This window comes from uncultured Roseobacter sp., from assembly GCF_947488185.1.
GTDB lineage: Bacteria > Pseudomonadota > Alphaproteobacteria > Rhodobacterales > Rhodobacteraceae > Roseobacter.
This window is the reverse complement of the sequence record NZ_CANKYM010000003.1, coordinates 132,319-148,465: the sequence shown is the minus strand read 5'-3', so window position 1 is coordinate 148,465 and position 16,147 is coordinate 132,319. Positions and strand designations below refer to the sequence as shown.

Annotated in this window: 19 protein-coding genes; 10 read left to right on the top strand and 9 right to left on the bottom strand. The window is 61.3% G+C overall.

The features are described from left to right. Positions 1–18: 18 nt before the first annotated feature. The 3 genes from Q1A52_RS11880 to Q1A52_RS11870 all read right to left on the bottom strand — a co-directional run bounded on the left by Q1A52_RS11880 (position 19) and on the right by Q1A52_RS11870 (position 2,474). A complete protein-coding gene (locus tag Q1A52_RS11880) occupies positions 19–642 on the bottom strand; it encodes a 3-oxoacid CoA-transferase subunit B (protein WP_300015354.1) in 624 nt (207 codons plus the stop codon). Then, positions 642–1,346, bottom strand: a complete 705-nt coding sequence (locus Q1A52_RS11875) for a CoA transferase subunit A (protein WP_300015351.1) — start codon at positions 1,344–1,346, stop codon at positions 642–644. Before Q1A52_RS11875 ends, Q1A52_RS11880 begins: the two co-directional genes overlap by 1 nt. A 195-nt stretch (positions 1,347–1,541) precedes the next feature. Then, a complete protein-coding gene (locus Q1A52_RS11870) occupies positions 1,542–2,474 on the bottom strand; it encodes a VOC family protein (protein ID WP_300015348.1) in 933 nt (310 codons plus the stop codon). 130 nt (positions 2,475–2,604) lie between these two features. On the opposite strand from Q1A52_RS11870, the gene Q1A52_RS11865 reads away from it, so the two are divergent. Further along, positions 2,605–3,510: a LysR family transcriptional regulator gene (locus Q1A52_RS11865; protein WP_300015345.1), complete on the top strand. Its 906-nt coding sequence runs from the start codon at positions 2,605–2,607 to the stop codon at positions 3,508–3,510. Positions 3,511–3,517: 7 nt separating this feature from the next. Here Q1A52_RS11865 and Q1A52_RS11860 read toward each other — a convergent pair whose 3' ends face one another. Genes Q1A52_RS11860 through ltnD form a run of 4 tightly spaced genes read right to left on the bottom strand, consistent with a single transcriptional unit; the run spans position 3,518 to position 7,126 of the window. Further along, positions 3,518–4,285 (bottom strand): TIM barrel protein, encoded by a 768-nt coding sequence (locus tag Q1A52_RS11860; RefSeq protein ID WP_300015342.1) that lies wholly within the window; start codon positions 4,283–4,285, stop codon positions 3,518–3,520. Continuing rightward, on the bottom strand, positions 4,282–4,929 hold the full coding sequence (locus Q1A52_RS11855) for an aldolase (protein WP_300015339.1): 648 nt from the start codon (positions 4,927–4,929) through the stop codon (positions 4,282–4,284). Before Q1A52_RS11855 ends, Q1A52_RS11860 begins: the two co-directional genes overlap by 4 nt. A 3-nt stretch (positions 4,930–4,932) precedes the next feature. Continuing rightward, entirely contained in the window at positions 4,933–6,198 is a 1,266-nt protein-coding gene (otnK, locus tag Q1A52_RS11850; protein WP_300015336.1) for a 3-oxo-tetronate kinase, read from the bottom strand. Positions 6,199–6,226: 28 nt separating this feature from the next. Beyond that, the gene (ltnD, locus tag Q1A52_RS11845; protein WP_300015333.1) at positions 6,227–7,126 is read right to left on the bottom strand and encodes an L-threonate dehydrogenase; all 900 of its coding nucleotides are present in this window, start codon (positions 7,124–7,126) and stop codon (positions 6,227–6,229) included. Positions 7,127–7,291: 165 nt separating this feature from the next. Between ltnD and Q1A52_RS11840 the strand changes: the two genes are divergently transcribed. Then, entirely contained in the window at positions 7,292–8,101 is an 810-nt protein-coding gene (locus Q1A52_RS11840; RefSeq protein ID WP_300015330.1) for an aspartate dehydrogenase, read from the top strand. Positions 8,102–8,114: 13 nt separating this feature from the next. Here the strand turns inward: Q1A52_RS11840 and Q1A52_RS11835 are convergent, their stop codons facing one another. Together Q1A52_RS11835 and Q1A52_RS11830 are read right to left on the bottom strand one after the other, a co-directional pair. After that, positions 8,115–9,134: a Gfo/Idh/MocA family oxidoreductase gene (locus Q1A52_RS11835; protein ID WP_300015327.1), complete on the bottom strand. Its 1,020-nt coding sequence runs from the start codon at positions 9,132–9,134 to the stop codon at positions 8,115–8,117. Beyond that, positions 9,134–10,222 (bottom strand): isocitrate/isopropylmalate family dehydrogenase, encoded by a 1,089-nt coding sequence (locus Q1A52_RS11830; protein ID WP_300015324.1) that lies wholly within the window; start codon positions 10,220–10,222, stop codon positions 9,134–9,136. The genes Q1A52_RS11835 and Q1A52_RS11830 overlap by 1 nt, the downstream gene beginning before the upstream one ends. Before the next feature lie 132 nt (positions 10,223–10,354). Here Q1A52_RS11830 and Q1A52_RS11825 point away from each other — a divergent pair, with 132 nt between their 5' ends. The 8 genes from Q1A52_RS11825 to ureC all read left to right on the top strand — a co-directional run bounded on the left by Q1A52_RS11825 (position 10,355) and on the right by ureC (position 16,144). Further along, a complete protein-coding gene (locus Q1A52_RS11825; RefSeq protein WP_300015321.1) occupies positions 10,355–10,645 on the top strand; it encodes a putative quinol monooxygenase in 291 nt (96 codons plus the stop codon). After that, the gene (locus Q1A52_RS11820; RefSeq protein WP_300015318.1) at positions 10,642–11,448 is read left to right on the top strand and encodes an N-acyl homoserine lactonase family protein; all 807 of its coding nucleotides are present in this window, start codon (positions 10,642–10,644) and stop codon (positions 11,446–11,448) included. Before Q1A52_RS11825 ends, Q1A52_RS11820 begins: the two co-directional genes overlap by 4 nt. A 174-nt stretch (positions 11,449–11,622) precedes the next feature. Continuing rightward, positions 11,623–12,438: an urease accessory protein UreD gene (locus Q1A52_RS11815; protein WP_300015315.1), complete on the top strand. Its 816-nt coding sequence runs from the start codon at positions 11,623–11,625 to the stop codon at positions 12,436–12,438. A 3-nt stretch (positions 12,439–12,441) separates the two neighbouring features. Further along, entirely contained in the window at positions 12,442–12,744 is a 303-nt protein-coding gene (locus Q1A52_RS11810; RefSeq protein ID WP_299861872.1) for an urease subunit gamma, read from the top strand. A 41-nt stretch (positions 12,745–12,785) separates the two neighbouring features. Then, the gene (locus Q1A52_RS11805) at positions 12,786–13,091 is read left to right on the top strand and encodes an urease subunit beta (RefSeq protein WP_300015312.1); all 306 of its coding nucleotides are present in this window, start codon (positions 12,786–12,788) and stop codon (positions 13,089–13,091) included. A 28-nt stretch (positions 13,092–13,119) separates the two neighbouring features. Then, the gene (locus Q1A52_RS11800) at positions 13,120–13,941 is read left to right on the top strand and encodes a cyclase family protein (protein ID WP_300015309.1); all 822 of its coding nucleotides are present in this window, start codon (positions 13,120–13,122) and stop codon (positions 13,939–13,941) included. A 92-nt stretch (positions 13,942–14,033) separates the two neighbouring features. After that, positions 14,034–14,420: a lysozyme inhibitor LprI family protein gene (locus Q1A52_RS11795; RefSeq protein ID WP_300015306.1), complete on the top strand. Its 387-nt coding sequence runs from the start codon at positions 14,034–14,036 to the stop codon at positions 14,418–14,420. 14 nt (positions 14,421–14,434) lie between these two features. Beyond that, the gene (gene ureC / locus Q1A52_RS11790) at positions 14,435–16,144 is read left to right on the top strand and encodes an urease subunit alpha (protein ID WP_300015303.1); all 1,710 of its coding nucleotides are present in this window, start codon (positions 14,435–14,437) and stop codon (positions 16,142–16,144) included. Positions 16,145–16,147 lie beyond the last annotated feature (3 nt).

The window sequence follows — 16,147 nt, the reverse complement described above, 5'->3', positions numbered from 1 at the left end:
TGCAGCTCAACATCGTGTTCAGACAATTGTGGCTTCTGTTGCGTCGTGCAGCTCCGCTTCGGTCACGCCCTCGGCTGTCTCGACAATCTTTAAACCACCCTCCACCACGTCCAGCACGCCAAGGTTGGTGATGATCCGGTCAACCACGCCCTGACCTGTCAGGGGCAGCGTACATTCCTTCAGAAGCTTGCTGTCGCCGTGCTTGTTGGTGTGATCCATGACCACGATCACCCGGCCCACGCCCGCGACCAGATCCATCGCGCCGCCCATGCCCTTGACCAGCTTGCCCGGGATCATCCAGTTCGCGAGGTCACCATTCTCAGCCACCTCCATGGCGCCGAGAATGGCCGCCGCGATCTTGCCACCGCGGATCATGCCGAAGCTTTGTGCACTGTCGAAATACGACGTGCGGCGCAACTCGGTGATCGTCTGCTTGCCCGCGTTGATCAGATCGGCATCTTCCTCGCCCTCAAACGGGAAGGGCCCCATGCCCAGCATGCCGTTTTCCGACTGCAGGGTAATATCCTTGTCGCCTACGTAATTGGCCACCAGCGTCGGAATACCAATACCGAGATTGACATACATGCCATCTTCGAGCTCTTCCGCCGCCCGTGCGGCCATCTGATTGCGATCCCACGGCATTAAGCGGTCTCCTTCTTGCGCACGGTGCGCTGTTCGATACGTTTTTCATGGGTGCCCTGGATGAGGCGATGCACGTAGATGCCCGGCAAGTGGATGCTGTCGGGGTCGAGCGAGCCCAGTGGTACGATCTCTTCCACTTCAGCCACGCAGACCTTGCCGCACATCGCCGCCGGTGGGTTGAAGTTGCGCGCTGTCTTGCGGAAGACCAGATTGCCTGTCTCATCCGCTTTCCAGGCTTTCACGATGGACAGATCCGCGAAAATGCCGCGTTCCAGGATGTAGGTCTCCCCGTCGAAATCCTTGTGCTCCTTGCCCTCGGCGATCACCGTTCCGACACCGGTTTTGGTGTAGAACCCCGGAATGCCGCAGCCGCCTGCACGCATGCGTTCGGCCAGCGTGCCTTGCGGGTTGAACTCCAGCTCCAGTTCGCCGGACAAGTACTGGCGCATGAATTCGGCATTTTCGCCGACGTAAGAGCTGATCATCTTCTTGACCTGCCGGGTCTGCAGCAAGATGCCGATGCCAAAATCATCCACACCGGCGTTGTTGGAGGCAAAGGTCAGATCCTTGGTGCCTGCGTCCTTGATCGCCTCCAAAAGCAACTCGGGGATACCACAGAGCCCGAAGCCACCGGCGGCAATCAACATGCCGTCCTGCAACACCCCATCCAGCGCCGAGGACGCCGTATCATAGATTTTTTTCATAAAACCCCCATGCAACCTGGGCGCATCACGCCCAAGGCGGAAAACGCACAATCTGTTATCGAATCCTAGGGGCAACTGTTTCGCGCAGCGGCTTGGCTTGCAACCACATTCCGGCGGAAGGCGGCATTTCCACGTCCTTGCGCGTAAGGAACCGCCGCAACCGGACAGGCTGCGGCGGCCTCCCGGTGGTCGGGATCAGGCCGGGATCGGCTTTAGCTTCTTTTCCAGCGCCTCGCGCAAATGCTCGTGCTGGGTGGGCAGCTTCAGGGCTTCTCCCAGATGGGCGGCATCCTCGTCGCGATCGAACCCGGGCTCACTGGTGGCGACCTCGAAAAGAACGCCACCGGGCGTACGAAAGTAAATCGCCCAGAAGTAATCGCGATCAATCACCGGGGTGACGGCATAGCCGGTGTCGAGCAGTGCCTTGCGCACCTTAAGCTGGGCCGCCCGGTCATCTACAGCGAAAGCGATGTGGTGCACGGAACCCGCCCCTTCACGCGCGGGTGCAACCTCCGGCAGATTGACCAGATCAATGGTATTGGCGCCGGTACCACCCGAGACGGCGTAGCGCGTGACATTTCCCTGCCTGTCGACCTTCTGATAGCCCATGAAGGTCAGAAGTTCGGCCATCTGGCCATCATCGCGCAGGCGCATCCCGGCTGAGTGAAAGCCACGAATGGCGTGATCCGCGCTCACGCCATTGCCGGTCCATGCCGGTCGCGTGTCATCAGCGACCTCCGCCAGGGCAAAGCCTTCACCATCGAGGTTATTAAAGCGCAGACGCGCTTCGCCAAAGTGATCTTCGCGTGCCAGACCCTGCACATTCTGCGCAGCAAGGCGTTCCTGCCAAAACGGCAGCGATCCTGTGGGTACGGAAAACACCGTCTCCCCGATCTCGCCCGTGCCCCGGTTGCCTTTCACCATGTTGGGGAAGGGAAAATACGTCATCACCGACCCGGGCGTGCCGACCTCGTCCCCGTAGTAGAGGTGGTAGACATCCGGCGCGTCGAAGTTCACCGTTTTCTTGACCCGCCGCAGGCCGAGGACCTGCGTGAAAAAGCTGTTGTTCTCGACCGCATCCTTGGCGAGCGACGTCATGTGATGCAGGCCTTTGATCTGAGTAAGCATGGCATGTTCCTTTGCAACGGTATGGGCTCCCGCAAGGGGCGCCGGTTGCAACAAAAGATAGTTCCGCCTCACTGTTGCGATAAGGGTTTTATTGTGGAAATAATTATCCCGAGAAATGGGATAATAGTAAATGACCGGGCACCTGGAACGGATCAAGACCTTTATGGAGGTGGCAAGCGCAGGCAGCTTTACCGCTGCGGCGCGCGCGCAAGGCAGCTCGTCGTCCGCTGTCACCCGCCATATTGCCGATCTTGAACAGACCCTTGGTGTCCAGCTCTTCGTCCGCACCACGCGGAAAGTATCGCTTACCCAGGCAGGCGCCGTTTACTTTGAGAAAGTGCACCCCCTGATCTCTGCCCTCACGGCTGCCGATGACAGTGCGCGCGCCCAGCAGAAGGCATTGAGCGGCACATTGCAGGTCAGCTGCCCCTTGTCCTTCGGCACCCGCTTTCTGCAGGCCCCCCTGACCGAATTTGCGGAATTGCACCCGGGTATCGACCTCAGGATCAACCTGACCGACAGCTTTGTGGACATCATCAAGGATGGCTACGATATGGCATTGCGGATTTCCGCAGCGCCCGCAGATAAATCAACGATCTGGCGTAAAATCTGCCCGGTGCCCCGCTGCCTGGTGGCAGCACCAGGCTATCTTGAGCAGGCGCCCCCGCTAACAACGCCTGCCGATCTGCCAAACCACCGCTGCCTGAGCTACACCAATCAATCCGAGGGCGACACCTGGCATCTGGCGCACAATGCGGAGGAGACGATGCGCCCTGTGCGGCTCACACCCGCGTTTGCCTGCAACAATGGTGATTTGCTCGCGCAGATGGTTGCGGCGGGCGGAGGGATCGTTCTGCTGCCCCGGTTTATCGTGGCCGACATGCTTGCAGCTGGCACACTTCAAACGGTGCTGGAGGATTGGCGCGCGCCTGAGATCTGGCTAACAGCTTTCTATCCGCCTTACCAAAAGCTACCGCTTGCGATTGATCGTTTCACGGAGGTGTTCGAACAACACGCCGGACGGTTCGGACTGTAGGCGGTGACTACGCGCGAAGTTTAGTCATCCATCCCAATGTCTCGTCCGTTTTCTGTGTGGATTTATATTCGGCCCCCAGCGGGGCGTCGAATCCCAGCCGGGCCACCACGTCAAAGATATGAGCATAGTTGATCTCGCCGCTGTCGGGCGGCCCCCGGTCGGGCACGCTGGCAAACTGGATGTGACCAATCAGCGGCATCAGCTTTTCCAGCCGGTGGCTCAGATCGCCCTCCATCAGCTGCACGTGGTAGCAGTCGAACATCAGGTTCAGATTTGGCCGCTCCACCTCCGCAATGATCTGCTGCGCCTGCGTGGTAGTGCTCAGAAAATACCCCGGCGCATCATAATGGTTTAACGGTTCAATCAAAATGCTGATGCCCAAAGGCGCGGCCTTGTCGCAGGCATAGCGCAGGGCTGAGATGAAACAGGCATGGGCCGCCTCTCCCTGCGCAAATCCGGCCATTACATGCACCTTGCCCGTACCTGTCTGCTGCGCGTAGTCCAGCGCCTCATCAATCGCCTCGCGGGCCTCGTTCTCGCGCCCGACCAACGCCGATAGACCGTTTTCGCCCGTAGCGACATCCCCCCGTCGGGTGTTGAGCCCCAACATGCTCAGACCCGTTTCCGACAGGGCCGCAGCAACCTCGGCGGCCGGTATGTCATAGGGCCAATGGCACTCCACCGCATCAAAACCGGCGGATTTCGCGGCGCGAATGGCGTCCGGCAGGGGCCTGTCGTTCCACAGAAACCCCAGGTTGGCGGAAAACCGGGTCACGTGTCCCACTCCACATCGAAATGCGTGACCAGATCCGTGACCTGTGCGGGGCTCAACATATTGGCGTCATACCCGCGCATCAGCATGGCAAGGCGCGCGGTGTCTTCCAACTCTTCAATGGCATTGCAGGCCGCCTCCACGTCCTTGCCCGCGACCACCGGCCCGTGGTTGGCCAGCATCACTGCGGTTCTTTTGCCCGCCAGACCGCGCACCGCCGCGCCCATCGCCGGATCGCCGGGACGGAAAAATGGCAGCAGCTTGACCTTGCCCAGTTTCATGATCGCATAGGGTGTCAGGGGGGGTAGAAAGTTATCCGGGTCCACTTCGGGCATCATCGACCACGCCACCGAATGGCACGAATGCAGGTGCACAACAGCCCCCGCGGTGCTGCGCGTGTCGTAGAACGCGGCATGCAGAGGCATCTCCTTTGTCGGCGCGTCACCGGAGACCAGATTGCCCTGCGGGTCGAAATGGCTGAGCCGCGCCGGATCGAGGCGACCAAAACTGGTGCCGGTGGGGCTGACCAGCAGCCCGCCATCCTCTGTCCGTGCCGAGATGTTGCCGGTACTACCGCCGGTAAGTCCTCGGTCAAAAAGCGATTTGGCCAGCAGGCACATCTGTTCACGCAGTCTTCTGTCCGTCACGTTTCAGTTCTCCAGTTTTGCCAGCGCGGTGCCGAAAAAGTCTTCAGTCCCGAAATTGCCGGACTTCAGGGCGAGCGCGATCTGATGTCCGCCGCTCTCGCAGAATGTCCAGGGCACGCCGGGTGCGATTTCGGCACCAATATCGAGACGGCTGACGCCAAGCGCCTGTGTCACCGCGCCGGATGTCTCTCCCCCGGCCACGACAAAACGGCGCGTCCCGCGATCCCGCGCTGCGATGGCGAATTTGGCCAGGGCAGCCTCGACCACCTCCCCGGCCTGTGCGGTGCCCAACTCCGCCTGCGCGGCGCGCACGTCTTCCGGCTTTGCTGTGGCATAGATGATCGGAGCGGCGTCCGGAGATTGTGTCGCCAACCAGTCAAGTGCCGCCCCGGCCCCGTCGCGGGCCAGAACAAGAGGATCGAGCCGGTAACTCGGCGCGTCCTTGGCATAGGACGCCACTTGCGCGCGCGTCATTGCCGAACAGCTGCCCGACAGGACAATTGCCCCGGGTTCGATCAGCGGTGGTTCAGCCTTGGCGCCGTCAACCTCCAGTTTGCCATCCTGCGCATAGAGTGACGGCAGAGGCATCGCGAGCGCACTGCCGCCGGTCAGCAGTGGCATATCCCGACAGGCTGTTGCGATCTCCTGCAGATCGGCATCGGCCACCGCATCGACGACCACATGCGCGACCCCATCATCCGCCAACCGGGCCAGTGCCACACCAATGTCCGCCGCCCCCCGCGCCACGGTCAGCCGGTCCACAAGACCGGTTGTCCCGGTAACCTGCGGCGCCAGCAGACGCATCAGGTTGCTATCCTTCATCGGGGTCAGCGGGTGGTCCTTCATCGGACTTTCAGCCAAAGGCTGCTGCCCGACAAAGAGGTTGCCCATGAATATGGAGCGTCCATTCTCGGGAAAAGCGGGACAATAGATTGTCTGTTGCACCCCGAGATCAGCCATTAGGGCCTCGGCAACCGGGCCGATATTGCCCTCCTCCGTGCTGTCGAAGGTGGAGCAATACTTCCAGAAAAACCGCTGCGCGCCAGCGTTCTTCAACCACGCAAACGCTGCGCGGCAGTCCGCCACCGCCTCCGCAACCGGTGCGGTTCGACACTTGAGCGCAATCACCTCGAAAGCAGCGGTTTCCGATGGCGGCTCGGATGGCACTCCAATGCGCAGGGAGACCCGGACGCCGCTGCGTGCCAGCAGACCGGCAAGATCGGTCGCACCGGTGAAATCATCAGCAATACAGCCAAGAAGTGTTGTCATGGAAGCAGGGCCCTTTTGGTCGGTACTTTCATTCCGCTGCATCGCCCGGTAGTGTCAGACCGGCGTTGCGGGCATAGACCTTGGCCACCGCAGCGTCGTCTTCGCCGCCCAACCCTTGCCCGGCGGCGGCAACAAACTGCTGCAGGGCGGCGGCGGTCAGCGGCGCGCTGAAATTGTCGCCCTTGGCAATGTCCAGCACGATCCCGAGGTCTTTCAGCCAGATGTTGACGGCGCTGTGCGGCGTGTAATCCCCCGCAACGATATGCGGCGCGCGGTTCTCCAGCATCCAGCTTGTGCCCGCGCATTTGCTGATGACTTCAACGAATTTCTCCGGCGGCACCCCTTGGGTCATGCCAAAGGTCAGTGCTTCGGCCATTGTGGCGATGTGCACCCCGGCCAGCAGTTGGTTGACCGCTTTCATCGCCGACCCGGCGCCGACATCGCCCAGTTCAAAAACGGTTTCCGCGATGGCCTCCAGCACCGGCGCCGCGGCTGAAAAAGCCTCGCTGCTGCCTGCCGCCATGATTGTCAGCTGTCCCGACGCCGCCTTGCCGGCGCCTCCCGAGATTGGCGCATCAAGATAGTGCACTTGATGCGCGGCGGCCCGCGCTGCCAGATTGCGCGCAACCTCGGGCGGGACCGTGGCGCAGGACAAAACAACCGCACCGGGCTTGAGCATAGGCACAACCCCGTCATCCCCAAAGAGGACATCCTCGGTCTGCCGGGCGTTCAGAACCACGACAATCGCCGCATCCAGGTCACCGGCGACGGCGGTCAGGTCTCCGGAACTGCCCCCTTCCGCGACAAAGGCATCACACCGGACGGGATTCACATCGCTCCCAAAGGTTTCATGCCCGGCCCGCAGCGCCGACTGCGCGATCCCGTACCCCATAGAACCCAGACCAATGACAGCTACTTTTTGCGACACATTCTCGCTCCCTCGCCTCTCGTCCTGGGCCTTGTGCTGCCCTTCCGGACACTATGGGGCATATCCCACGCCAATAAAATGGCCATTCCCGCAGATGCAGATCGACGCAGGACCCGCCCTCGTCTAGATTCGGGGGTTCGAGCCCATATCTGGGGAGGGGATAACATGCATCTTGCGATTATCGGGTATGGCAATATCGCGCAATCGATCATCGAATGGCTTGGGACCAAACCGGCAGCACATCTAACCGTGCTGGTGCGCTCCACTTCCCTGACACAGGCGCTCAAGGATGAGGCTCTCGCACAGGCAGGAGCCTCCGTGACGATCACTGATGACATCACAACACTCATCGAGGCCACCCCTGATCTGGTGGTGGAATGTGCAGGGCAGACCGCCGTCGCCGAATTCGGCCCACCTGTTCTAGCGGCTGGTCTCGACATGGTGATTGTCTCCACCGGCGCGTTGGCAGATGAGGCTCTGTTCGACACTCTGGAACGGGCAACGCAATCGGGCCGGTCGCGGGTGATCCTGCCACCGGGCGCCATTGGCGGCATTGATCTTCTGAGCGCGCTGACGCTGGCCGGAGAGGTGACAGTAACCTATCGCGGCACCAAACCCCCCGATGCCTGGCGCGGCACCCCGGCAGAGGATTGCTGTGATCTCGCCGCCTTGACGGCGCCATGCGTGTTTTTCTCAGGCTCCGCGCGAGAGGCGGCGCAGACCTATCCGAAAAACGCCAATGTCGCGGCCACGCTGGCCCTGGCCGGGGCCGGTTTTGATGGAACCAGGGTTGAATTGATCGCCGACCCCGCAGCGCCGGGCAATGCGCATGCCTATGAGGTAGACAGCCCAGTGGGACGCTTTGCCATGCAGATTGACAACGCCGCATCATCGGGGAACGCAAAGACATCGATGGCAACGGCATTCAGCGTGATCCGCGAGATCGACCAGATCCGCGACAGCCTCGGATCTTAACCGGCACGCCCGGTCAGGGGAGTGCAATCTTCTGCCCCGTTTCGGCGGATCTGTAGACCGCATCCTTGATCCTTATGACCTGCAGATAGTCATGAGCCTCGTTCTCCAGCACGTCCCCATCGAGCACTGCGCGCACCACGTGGTTTTGTAGGTGGTAGACGCAGTCCCCGCCAAAACCTTCCCAGGTGTCGGGCGGTAGTACCGGCTCGACCGCAAGACGGCCATGCGCCCGAAAATCGACACGACCATCCCCCATCAGGGTCAGCACACCCGCCGTTCCTTCGAAAAAGGCCTCGCCCATCGTGCGCCGCTGGTTGTCCGCCGCATGGTCGCAATGGCGGTTGCCATCAAAGAGGGTCCGCACGCCCTCCGCGTGGTCAAAGATCACAAAGCCTGCGTCTTCGCCTTGGATAACCGGGTTGATCTGGCGCAGATCAGCGTAGACGGCATTCGGATTGCCAAACAAAAAGCGAAAGGTGTCGATCCAATGCACGCCGGTTTCATGCACCAGGAACTGCGGCATCTGCTGGAAATAGGGCTGACGGTCCAGATAGGCGTCGGGTCCCTGCCCGTCACCGGGCCGCAGACGAAAATGCGCCTGCAGGGGCGTTCCGATGCGCCCTGCGGAAATCTCTTTCCTGATCGCACGGTACCACGGCATGAACCGGAAGTTTTCGTGAACGATCAGACGGGCGCCCGCCTGTTCGGCCAGCAAGGTCACCCCCTCAGCCTCTTTCAGGTCCCGGCAAAAGGGCTTCTGGCAGATGATGGTTTTCACCCCGGCATCCAGCGCGGTCAGAATGGCTGCGCGATGGGCCATCGGCGGCAGGATGATGTCGAGGATGTCAGGGTTGGTGGCGGCCAGCATCGGCTCCAATCGGTTGAAAGCGGGAAACCCAGTTGCCCGCGCGGCCTCGATGTCGCGGTCTGCAGCACCGACACAGGTGACCTGCGGAATGCGCGCCCAGGCGCCATAGTGGAACTGGCTGAAGTATCCCGCGCCGAGACAGGCAACTTTGAGAGCCGCCGCCATTACGCGCGCCCAAGCGCGGCTGTCACGGCCCCGGCCGCCTCGGCGGTTGTCGCCCGCCCGTCAAGATCGCCGGTCAATACGCGGCCGTCGGCGATAACGCCCTCCGTTGCAGCCCGCAGCCGCGCGCCATCGGCAACCATCGCAGGGTGGTCGTGACGCAACCCCAGCCATTCCAGCATCATCGCCGCCGACAAGATCATCGCCAGCGGGTTGGCCACCCCCTGCCCTGCAATATCCGGCGCCGAGCCATGACAAGGCTGGAACACGGCATGGTCCAGCCCGATATCCGCAGAAGGGGCCACCCCCAGACCGCCCATCAGGCCCGCGCCCAGATCGGACAGGATATCCCCAAACATGTTTTCGGTGACCAACACATCGAACTCCCACGGCTTTTGCACAAACCACAGCGCCATCGCATCGACATAAGCGTGATCGCTGGCCAGATCGGGATGGTTTGCCGCCTCAGCATCAAACAACGCGCGGAAAAAGGCAAAAGCGCGGAATACATTCGCCTTGTCGACACAGGTCACACGTCCCGGACCGCGCCCGGCCTCTTTGCGTTCGCGCGCGAGATTGAAGGCGAATTTGAACAACAGCTCCGAGGTTTTCCGGGTGATCAGTAGCGTCTCGCGCGCCTCATCCGGCGTCACTTCGCCCCGTCCCTGCGTGTGAAATAACCCTTCGGTGCTTTCCCGGATCAGGACAAAATCAACCTCCTTCCCCGCCGGCATGTTCAGCGGCGTTTTCTGGCCCGGAAAGATCCGCACCGGGCGCACCCCGGCAAAAAGGTTCAGGGCCTTGCGCAGGTCGATCTGTGGCGAAATCTCGGTGCCATCCGGGTAACGCACAGACGGAAGCCCCATAGCAGAGAGCAGAATGGCGTCCGCGGCGCGGGCCGCCTGCATCGAGGCCTCCGGCAGCGATTGGCCGGTTTGCGCGTAATGCGCCGCCCCCGCGGGACAGTCCTTGAACGATAGTGTGTAGCCCCCCTGCGACGCGAGGGCGTTCAAAATCTCCAGCGTCGGGTCAGTGATCTCCGGCCCGATGCCATCGCCGCGAAAAACCGCGATGTCGAAACTCTCTTTCATTTATTCTTGCGCCCCTTACAGTTTGCTGGCGGTCACATGCCGGTCGATATTTTAATAATAACAAAGGCAGTCACATTAATGTATGCATTAATGCATGCGTAATTGACAAACAGAGTAGTTGCAAGGATGGACATGTTTGCGGTTGTTGTCACATTTCAGATCAAGCCAAACCACGTGGCAGATTTCCTGCCTCTCATGACGCGCAACGCCGCGACCTCTCTGGCGGAGGAGCCGGGGTGTCACCAGTTCGATGTCGCGACAGACCCGGCACGGCCCGAAGAGGTGTTTCTCTATGAGCTTTACGAAGATGCCGCCGCATTCGAGACGCATCTGGCCTCCGAACACTTCAAATCCTTCGACGCCGCCGTCACCGACATGATTTCCGCGAAATCTTTGAAAACCTATGCGAAGGTGACCCAATGAGCACCTGGGAGGTCTTTGCCGTAAAATACGCCGACCGCAATGCCCGGACCCGGCGCGACAGTTTCATCTTTGATGACAACCACGATGCGCCCCACCCCATGGACTATTTCATGTGGGTGCTGCGGCGGGGCACCGAGGTCATTCTGGTCGACACCGGCTATGATGCCGACGAAGCCCGTTTGCGCGACCGCCCCATTCGCATGGGCCCTGCCGCCTCGCTGGCGCCCCTGGGCCTGAAGCCCGAGGACATCACCTCGGTGATTGTCACGCATCTGCACTATGATCACGCAGGTGGCCTGCATCTTTTCCCCAATGCGAAACTGCATATGCAGACAGCCGAGATGGCCTATGCCACGGGCCCCTGCATGTGTCATGACACGCTGCGCATGCCCTTCACCGCCGGCCATATCTGCGAAGCGGTCAAACGGCTCTACGCCGGTCAAGTGGTCTTTCACGACGGGGACGCTGAAGTCGCCGAAGGGGTCACCGTGCATTGCATCGGCGGGCACAGCCGCGGGCTTCAGGCGGTGCGCGTGCGCACTGCGGCGGGGTGGCTGGCGCTGGCGTCGGATGCCGCGCATTATTACGAGAACATCTTTGCCCGCAAACCTTTCCCCATCGTGGTCGATTTGCAGAATATGCTGGACGGTTTCGACAGGCTGGAGGCCCTGGCTTCTCAAAAAACCCTGATCGTGCCGGGGCATGATCCGCTGGTCACGCAAGCCTTTCCGCGTGCCATGGCAAACCACATCTGGCGGCTGGATCAGGGGCCCAAGACCCCCGGTCTGATCACGGACGACTAGCCCGGCACTGGCAACAGAAGGCCTTACACGCCCATCCCCGCCAGCATCTGCCCAAAAAATAGGCACTGCCGCCTGCAAACGCGCCAAGCAGCGGGCCAACTCTGGCAACTGGCCCGGCCCCATGTGAGATTGCTGCCCGGAGAAATCACCAACCGAAGGCCGTTTGACTTGTTGATGCAGCCCGCAACCTTGCTGGACCAACCCCGTGCGATCGGGTCGGCGTTGGTGTCGAGCAAACTGCGCGATGGACGTTCTTATATTGATGGGTTGCGGCAATCAGGGGCGTTGAAGCTGCTGTTCCCGCGCAACAATGACCTGCTGGAAACCACGTTGATCAACACCGCTGGCGGCATCACCGGTGGGGACCGGTTTGAAGTAGCCGCGACAGCGACTAACGGGTCCAATCTGACGCTGACAACTCAGGCCGCAGAGCGCGCCTATCGCGCGCAGGCAGGCCAAATCGGCCGGATCAAGACGCGCCTGACCGTCGAAGATGGTGCCCGGCTCAACTGGCTACCACAGGAGACCATTCTCTACGAGGCCAGCGCCATATCTCGCCGACTTGATGTTGAGGTGGCAGATCAGGGTCGGTTCCTGATGGTGGAACCAGTGCTCTTTGGCAGGCAGGCCATGGGCGAGGAACCCCGCAGCATTCTGTTTCGGGACCGTGTAGCCATTCGCCGCGCGGGCACGCTGATCTATCGCGATGGCGTCACCTTTGACGGAGATGCAGCTGCGGCCCTTGACCGTCCGGCCATCGGCAGCGGTGCGCGCGCAATGGCCAACCTTGTTATGGTCGCGCCGGAGGCGGAAGGCCTGCTTCCCATGATCCGTGAGACCTTCGGCGTGACCGGCGGCGCGAGCCTTCTGGCGAACGGGTTGCTGGTGGCACGGCTGCTGGCATCTGACGGTTTCGAATTGCGGCAACGCCTGATCCCGGTGCTGGACCAACTGACGCATCACAAACTACCTGCGAACTGGAGGCTTTGACCCATGCAGCTCACCCCTCGTGAAAAAGACAAACTGTTGGTGGCCATGGCCGCCGAGGTGGCGCGCAGAAGGCTGGACCGTGGCGTGAAGCTCAATCACCCTGAAGCCATTGCGCTGATCACCGATGCGGTGGTCGAAGGGGCACGCGATGGGCGTTCCGTTGCGGATATGATGCAGGCCGGGGCGGAGGTGATCACGCGTGACCAGTGTATGGAGGGCGTGCCCGAGATGATCCACGACGTGCAGGTCGAAGCGACGTTTCCGGATGGGACTAAACTCGTCACTGTTCATAATCCGATCCGGTAGCAGCGGCATATTTTTGGAACAATGAAGCAGAGGATGCGCATATGATCCCCGGGGAAGTTATAATCGAAAGCGGCGAGATCGTTCTGAACGAGGGCGCGGAGGCGATCACGCTGATGGTGGCCAACACTGGCGACCGGCCTGTGCAGGTCGGCAGCCACTACCATTTCGCTGAAAGCAATACCGCGCTAGAGTTCGACAGGGATGCGGCGCGTGGCTGCAGGCTCGACATTGCTGCGGGCACCGCTGTGCGGTTCGAGCCCGGTCAGCGCCGTGAAGTCCAACTGATCCCCTTGTCCGGCGCCCGCCGGGTGTTTGGCTTCAATCAACACGTCATGGGGGATCTCTGATCGCCCAGTCCATGAAGGAGGAAAAACCATGTGTGATATCTGCGTAATCAATTCGGTGAAGGAACGAATGCTGTCGCGGCGCGATTTCTTCAGGAAAACAGCCGCCTTGGGGGCCGCGGCAACCTTGGGCGGCATGGCCGCAACACCACCGGCATTGGCGGCGGGCCACGGCGGGGTTTTCGACATGACCCACAAGCTCAGCCCGGAGTTTCCCACATTCTTCGGCGTGCCCGGCATCTCGATGGAGCAGCAGTTCAACTTCGCCGAACATGGCTTCAACCTGATGAATCTCAGCATTAACGAGCATACGGCGACGCATATCGACGCCCCGCTGCATTTCTCCGCAGATGGTGCATCTGTCGATGAAATCCCGGTCAGTGATCTGGTTGTGCCGCTCTGCGTGATCGACATCGCGGCAAAGGCCGCTGAGGATGCCGACGCCCAGGTCACGCCGGATGATCTCAAGTCATGGATCTCGGACAACGGGGCGATCCCAGACAAGGCCTGTATTGCGATGCATTCGGGCTGGGCGGCCAAGACAGCCAGCCCGGACTACGTGGGCAATGACGCGGATGGGGTGAAACACTTCCCCGGCTTCCATATCGAGGCCACGCAGATGCTGCTGGAGGAAACGACCGCAGCGGCCATGGCGGTGGATACGCTGTCGCTTGATCACGGACCTTCGCCCGATTTCGCGACGCATTATGCCTGGCTGCCCACCGGACGCTACGGCATCGAAAACCTCGCAGGTCTCGATCAGGTGCCGGCTGCCGGAGCAACACTGGTTGTGGGAGCGCCAAACCACGCGGGTGGCACAGGCGGCCCCGCCCGCATCTTTGCGATGGTTTGATGCACGCCGTTCGCCAGATATTCATAGCCGCAGTTGGGCCCAGCCCCGGCTGCGGCAGCCTTTCGGGCAACCCAATCCATCACATCAGGTCCATGGGATATACCGCCCTATTTCTCTTGTGTGCCAACCCGGTGTTTGCGCAAGACCTCGACTGCACGGACCCGGTCACGCAAGTGGAGATGACGGGGTGCGCCAGCCTGGCCGCCGATGCCGCGGATCAGGAATTGAACGACGTGTGGAAGCTGGCCGTCAAGGCGGCGCAAGACCGTGACACTCTGGACCCCGGATATGAGCCTTCCGGCGAAAGCATTCTGCGCCGGGCGCAACGCAGCTGGATTTCCTTCCGTGATCAGGCCTGCAGCGCCGAAGCCACCCTCGCGCGCGGCGGCACTATTGCCAGCCAGCTGTTTCTCATCTGTCTTGAACGGCTCACGCGCCACCGCACCAATGACCTTCGCCTTTTTGCAATGACCAACTGATCAGGACCACGCCCATGCCCGCCACGATTTCCCGCTCCAGCTATGCCGCGATGTTTGGCCCGACGACACGCGACAAGGTGCGGCTGGCCGATACCGACCTGATCATCGAAGTGGAACGCGACCACACGGTCTATGGTGAAGAGGTGAAGTTCGGCGGCGGCAAAGTCATCCGCGACGGAATGGGCCAGTCACAGGTCACGCGCGCGGGCGGCGCAGTGGATACGGTGATCACCAACGCGCTGATTGTCGATCACACGGGCATCTACAAGGCGGATGTGGGGCTGAAAGACGGGCGCATCCATAAGATCGGCAAGGCGGGCAACCCGGACACGCAGCCGGGCGTGGATATCATCGTCGGGCCGGGTACTGAGGCGATTGCGGGAGAAGGAAAGATCCTGACAGCGGGTGGGTTTGACAGCCACATCCACTTCATCTGCCCGCAACAAATCGAGGATGCGCTGCACTCGGGCGTGACCACCATGCTGGGCGGCGGCACCGGTCCGGCCCATGGCACTCTGGCCACCACCTGTACGCCCGGGCCGTGGCACATCGGGCGGATGCTGCAGAGCGTGGATCACTTCGCCATGAACATCGGCGTGTCGGGCAAGGGCAACGCCAGCCAGCCCGAGGCGCTGGTGGAGATGGTCGAAGGTGGGGCCTGCGCACTGAAACTGCACGAGGATTGGGGCACGACGCCGGGGGCCATCGATTGCTGCCTGAGCGTAGCGGACGACATGGATGTGCAGGTGATGATCCACACCGATACGCTAAACGAGAGCGGCTTTGTGGAAAATACGGTCGCGGCGATGAAGGGTCGCACAATCCACGCCTTTCACACCGAGGGCGCGGGTGGCGGGCACGCGCCGGACATCATCAAGATCTGTGGCGATGCCAATGTGATCCCTTCATCCACCAACCCGACGCGACCGTTCACGGTGAACACGCTCGAAGAGCATCTCGACATGCTGATGGTCTGCCACCATCTCGACAAGTCGATCCCCGAGGATGTGGCCTTTGCCGAAAGCCGCATCCGGCGCGAGACCATCGCCGCCGAGGATATCCTGCATGACATGGGCGCGTTCTCGATCATCGCCTCGGACAGCCAGGCGATGGGACGCGTGGGCGAGGTGCTGATCCGCACCTGGCAAACCGCTGATAAGATGAAGAAACAACGCGGACGACTGGCGGACGAGACCGGCGAAAACGACAACATGCGCGTGCGCCGCTACATCGCGAAATACACGATCAACCCGGCGATTGCCCATGGGATCAGCCATGAGATCGGCTCCATAGAAGAAGGCAAACGCGCAGATCTCGTGTTGTGGAACACCGCGTTCTTCGGTGTGAAGCCCGAGATGGTGCTGATGGCGGGCACGATTGTCTGCGCGCAGATGGGCGACCCCAATGCCTCGATCCCCACGCCACAGCCGGTCTATACCCGGCCCATGTTCGGCAGTTTTGGCCGCTCGGTCGAAAAGTCCGCCGTCACCTTTGTCAGTGCCGCCGCAGAAGCAGCAGGGATTGGGGACACACTGGGGCTGCGCAAGGATGTCGTCGCCGTCAAAGGCACCCGCGCGATTGGTAAGAAGGACCTGATCCTGAACGACGCCCTGCCCGAGATCGAGGTAAACCCGGAAACCTACGAGGTCCGCGCCGACGGCGAGTTGCTGACCTGTCAACCGGCCGAGGTTCTGCCCATGGCCCAACGTTACTTCCTGTTCTGAGGG

Bases quoted from the DNA above. Each gene is read 5' to 3' on its own strand.
- Q1A52_RS11815 (WP_300015315.1), top strand. From the start codon at position 11,623: ATGCAGCCCGCAACCTTGCTGGACCAACCCCGTGCGATCGGGTCGGCG.
- Q1A52_RS11795 (WP_300015306.1), top strand. From the start codon at position 14,034: ATGGGATATACCGCCCTATTTCTCTTGTGTGCCAACCCGGTGTTTGCG.
- Q1A52_RS11810 (WP_299861872.1), top strand. From the start codon at position 12,442: ATGCAGCTCACCCCTCGTGAAAAAGACAAACTGTTGGTGGCCATGGCC.
- Q1A52_RS11820 (WP_300015318.1), top strand. From the start codon at position 10,642: ATGAGCACCTGGGAGGTCTTTGCCGTAAAATACGCCGACCGCAATGCC.
- Q1A52_RS11825 (WP_300015321.1), top strand. From the start codon at position 10,355: ATGTTTGCGGTTGTTGTCACATTTCAGATCAAGCCAAACCACGTGGCA.
- otnK (WP_300015336.1), bottom strand. From the start codon at position 6,198: ATGACAACACTTCTTGGCTGTATTGCTGATGATTTCACCGGTGCGACC.
- Q1A52_RS11875 (WP_300015351.1), bottom strand. From the start codon at position 1,346: ATGAAAAAAATCTATGATACGGCGTCCTCGGCGCTGGATGGGGTGTTG.
- Q1A52_RS11800 (WP_300015309.1), top strand. From the start codon at position 13,120: ATGTGTGATATCTGCGTAATCAATTCGGTGAAGGAACGAATGCTGTCG.
- Q1A52_RS11880 (WP_300015354.1), bottom strand. From the start codon at position 642: ATGCCGTGGGATCGCAATCAGATGGCCGCACGGGCGGCGGAAGAGCTC.
- Q1A52_RS11870 (WP_300015348.1), bottom strand. From the start codon at position 2,474: ATGCTTACTCAGATCAAAGGCCTGCATCACATGACGTCGCTCGCCAAG.
- Q1A52_RS11835 (WP_300015327.1), bottom strand. From the start codon at position 9,134: ATGGCGGCGGCTCTCAAAGTTGCCTGTCTCGGCGCGGGATACTTCAGC.
- Q1A52_RS11830 (WP_300015324.1), bottom strand. From the start codon at position 10,222: ATGAAAGAGAGTTTCGACATCGCGGTTTTTCGCGGCGATGGCATCGGG.
- ureC (WP_300015303.1), top strand. From the start codon at position 14,435: ATGCCCGCCACGATTTCCCGCTCCAGCTATGCCGCGATGTTTGGCCCG.
- Q1A52_RS11805 (WP_300015312.1), top strand. From the start codon at position 12,786: ATGATCCCCGGGGAAGTTATAATCGAAAGCGGCGAGATCGTTCTGAAC.
- Q1A52_RS11865 (WP_300015345.1), top strand. From the start codon at position 2,605: ATGACCGGGCACCTGGAACGGATCAAGACCTTTATGGAGGTGGCAAGC.
- Q1A52_RS11840 (WP_300015330.1), top strand. From the start codon at position 7,292: ATGCATCTTGCGATTATCGGGTATGGCAATATCGCGCAATCGATCATC.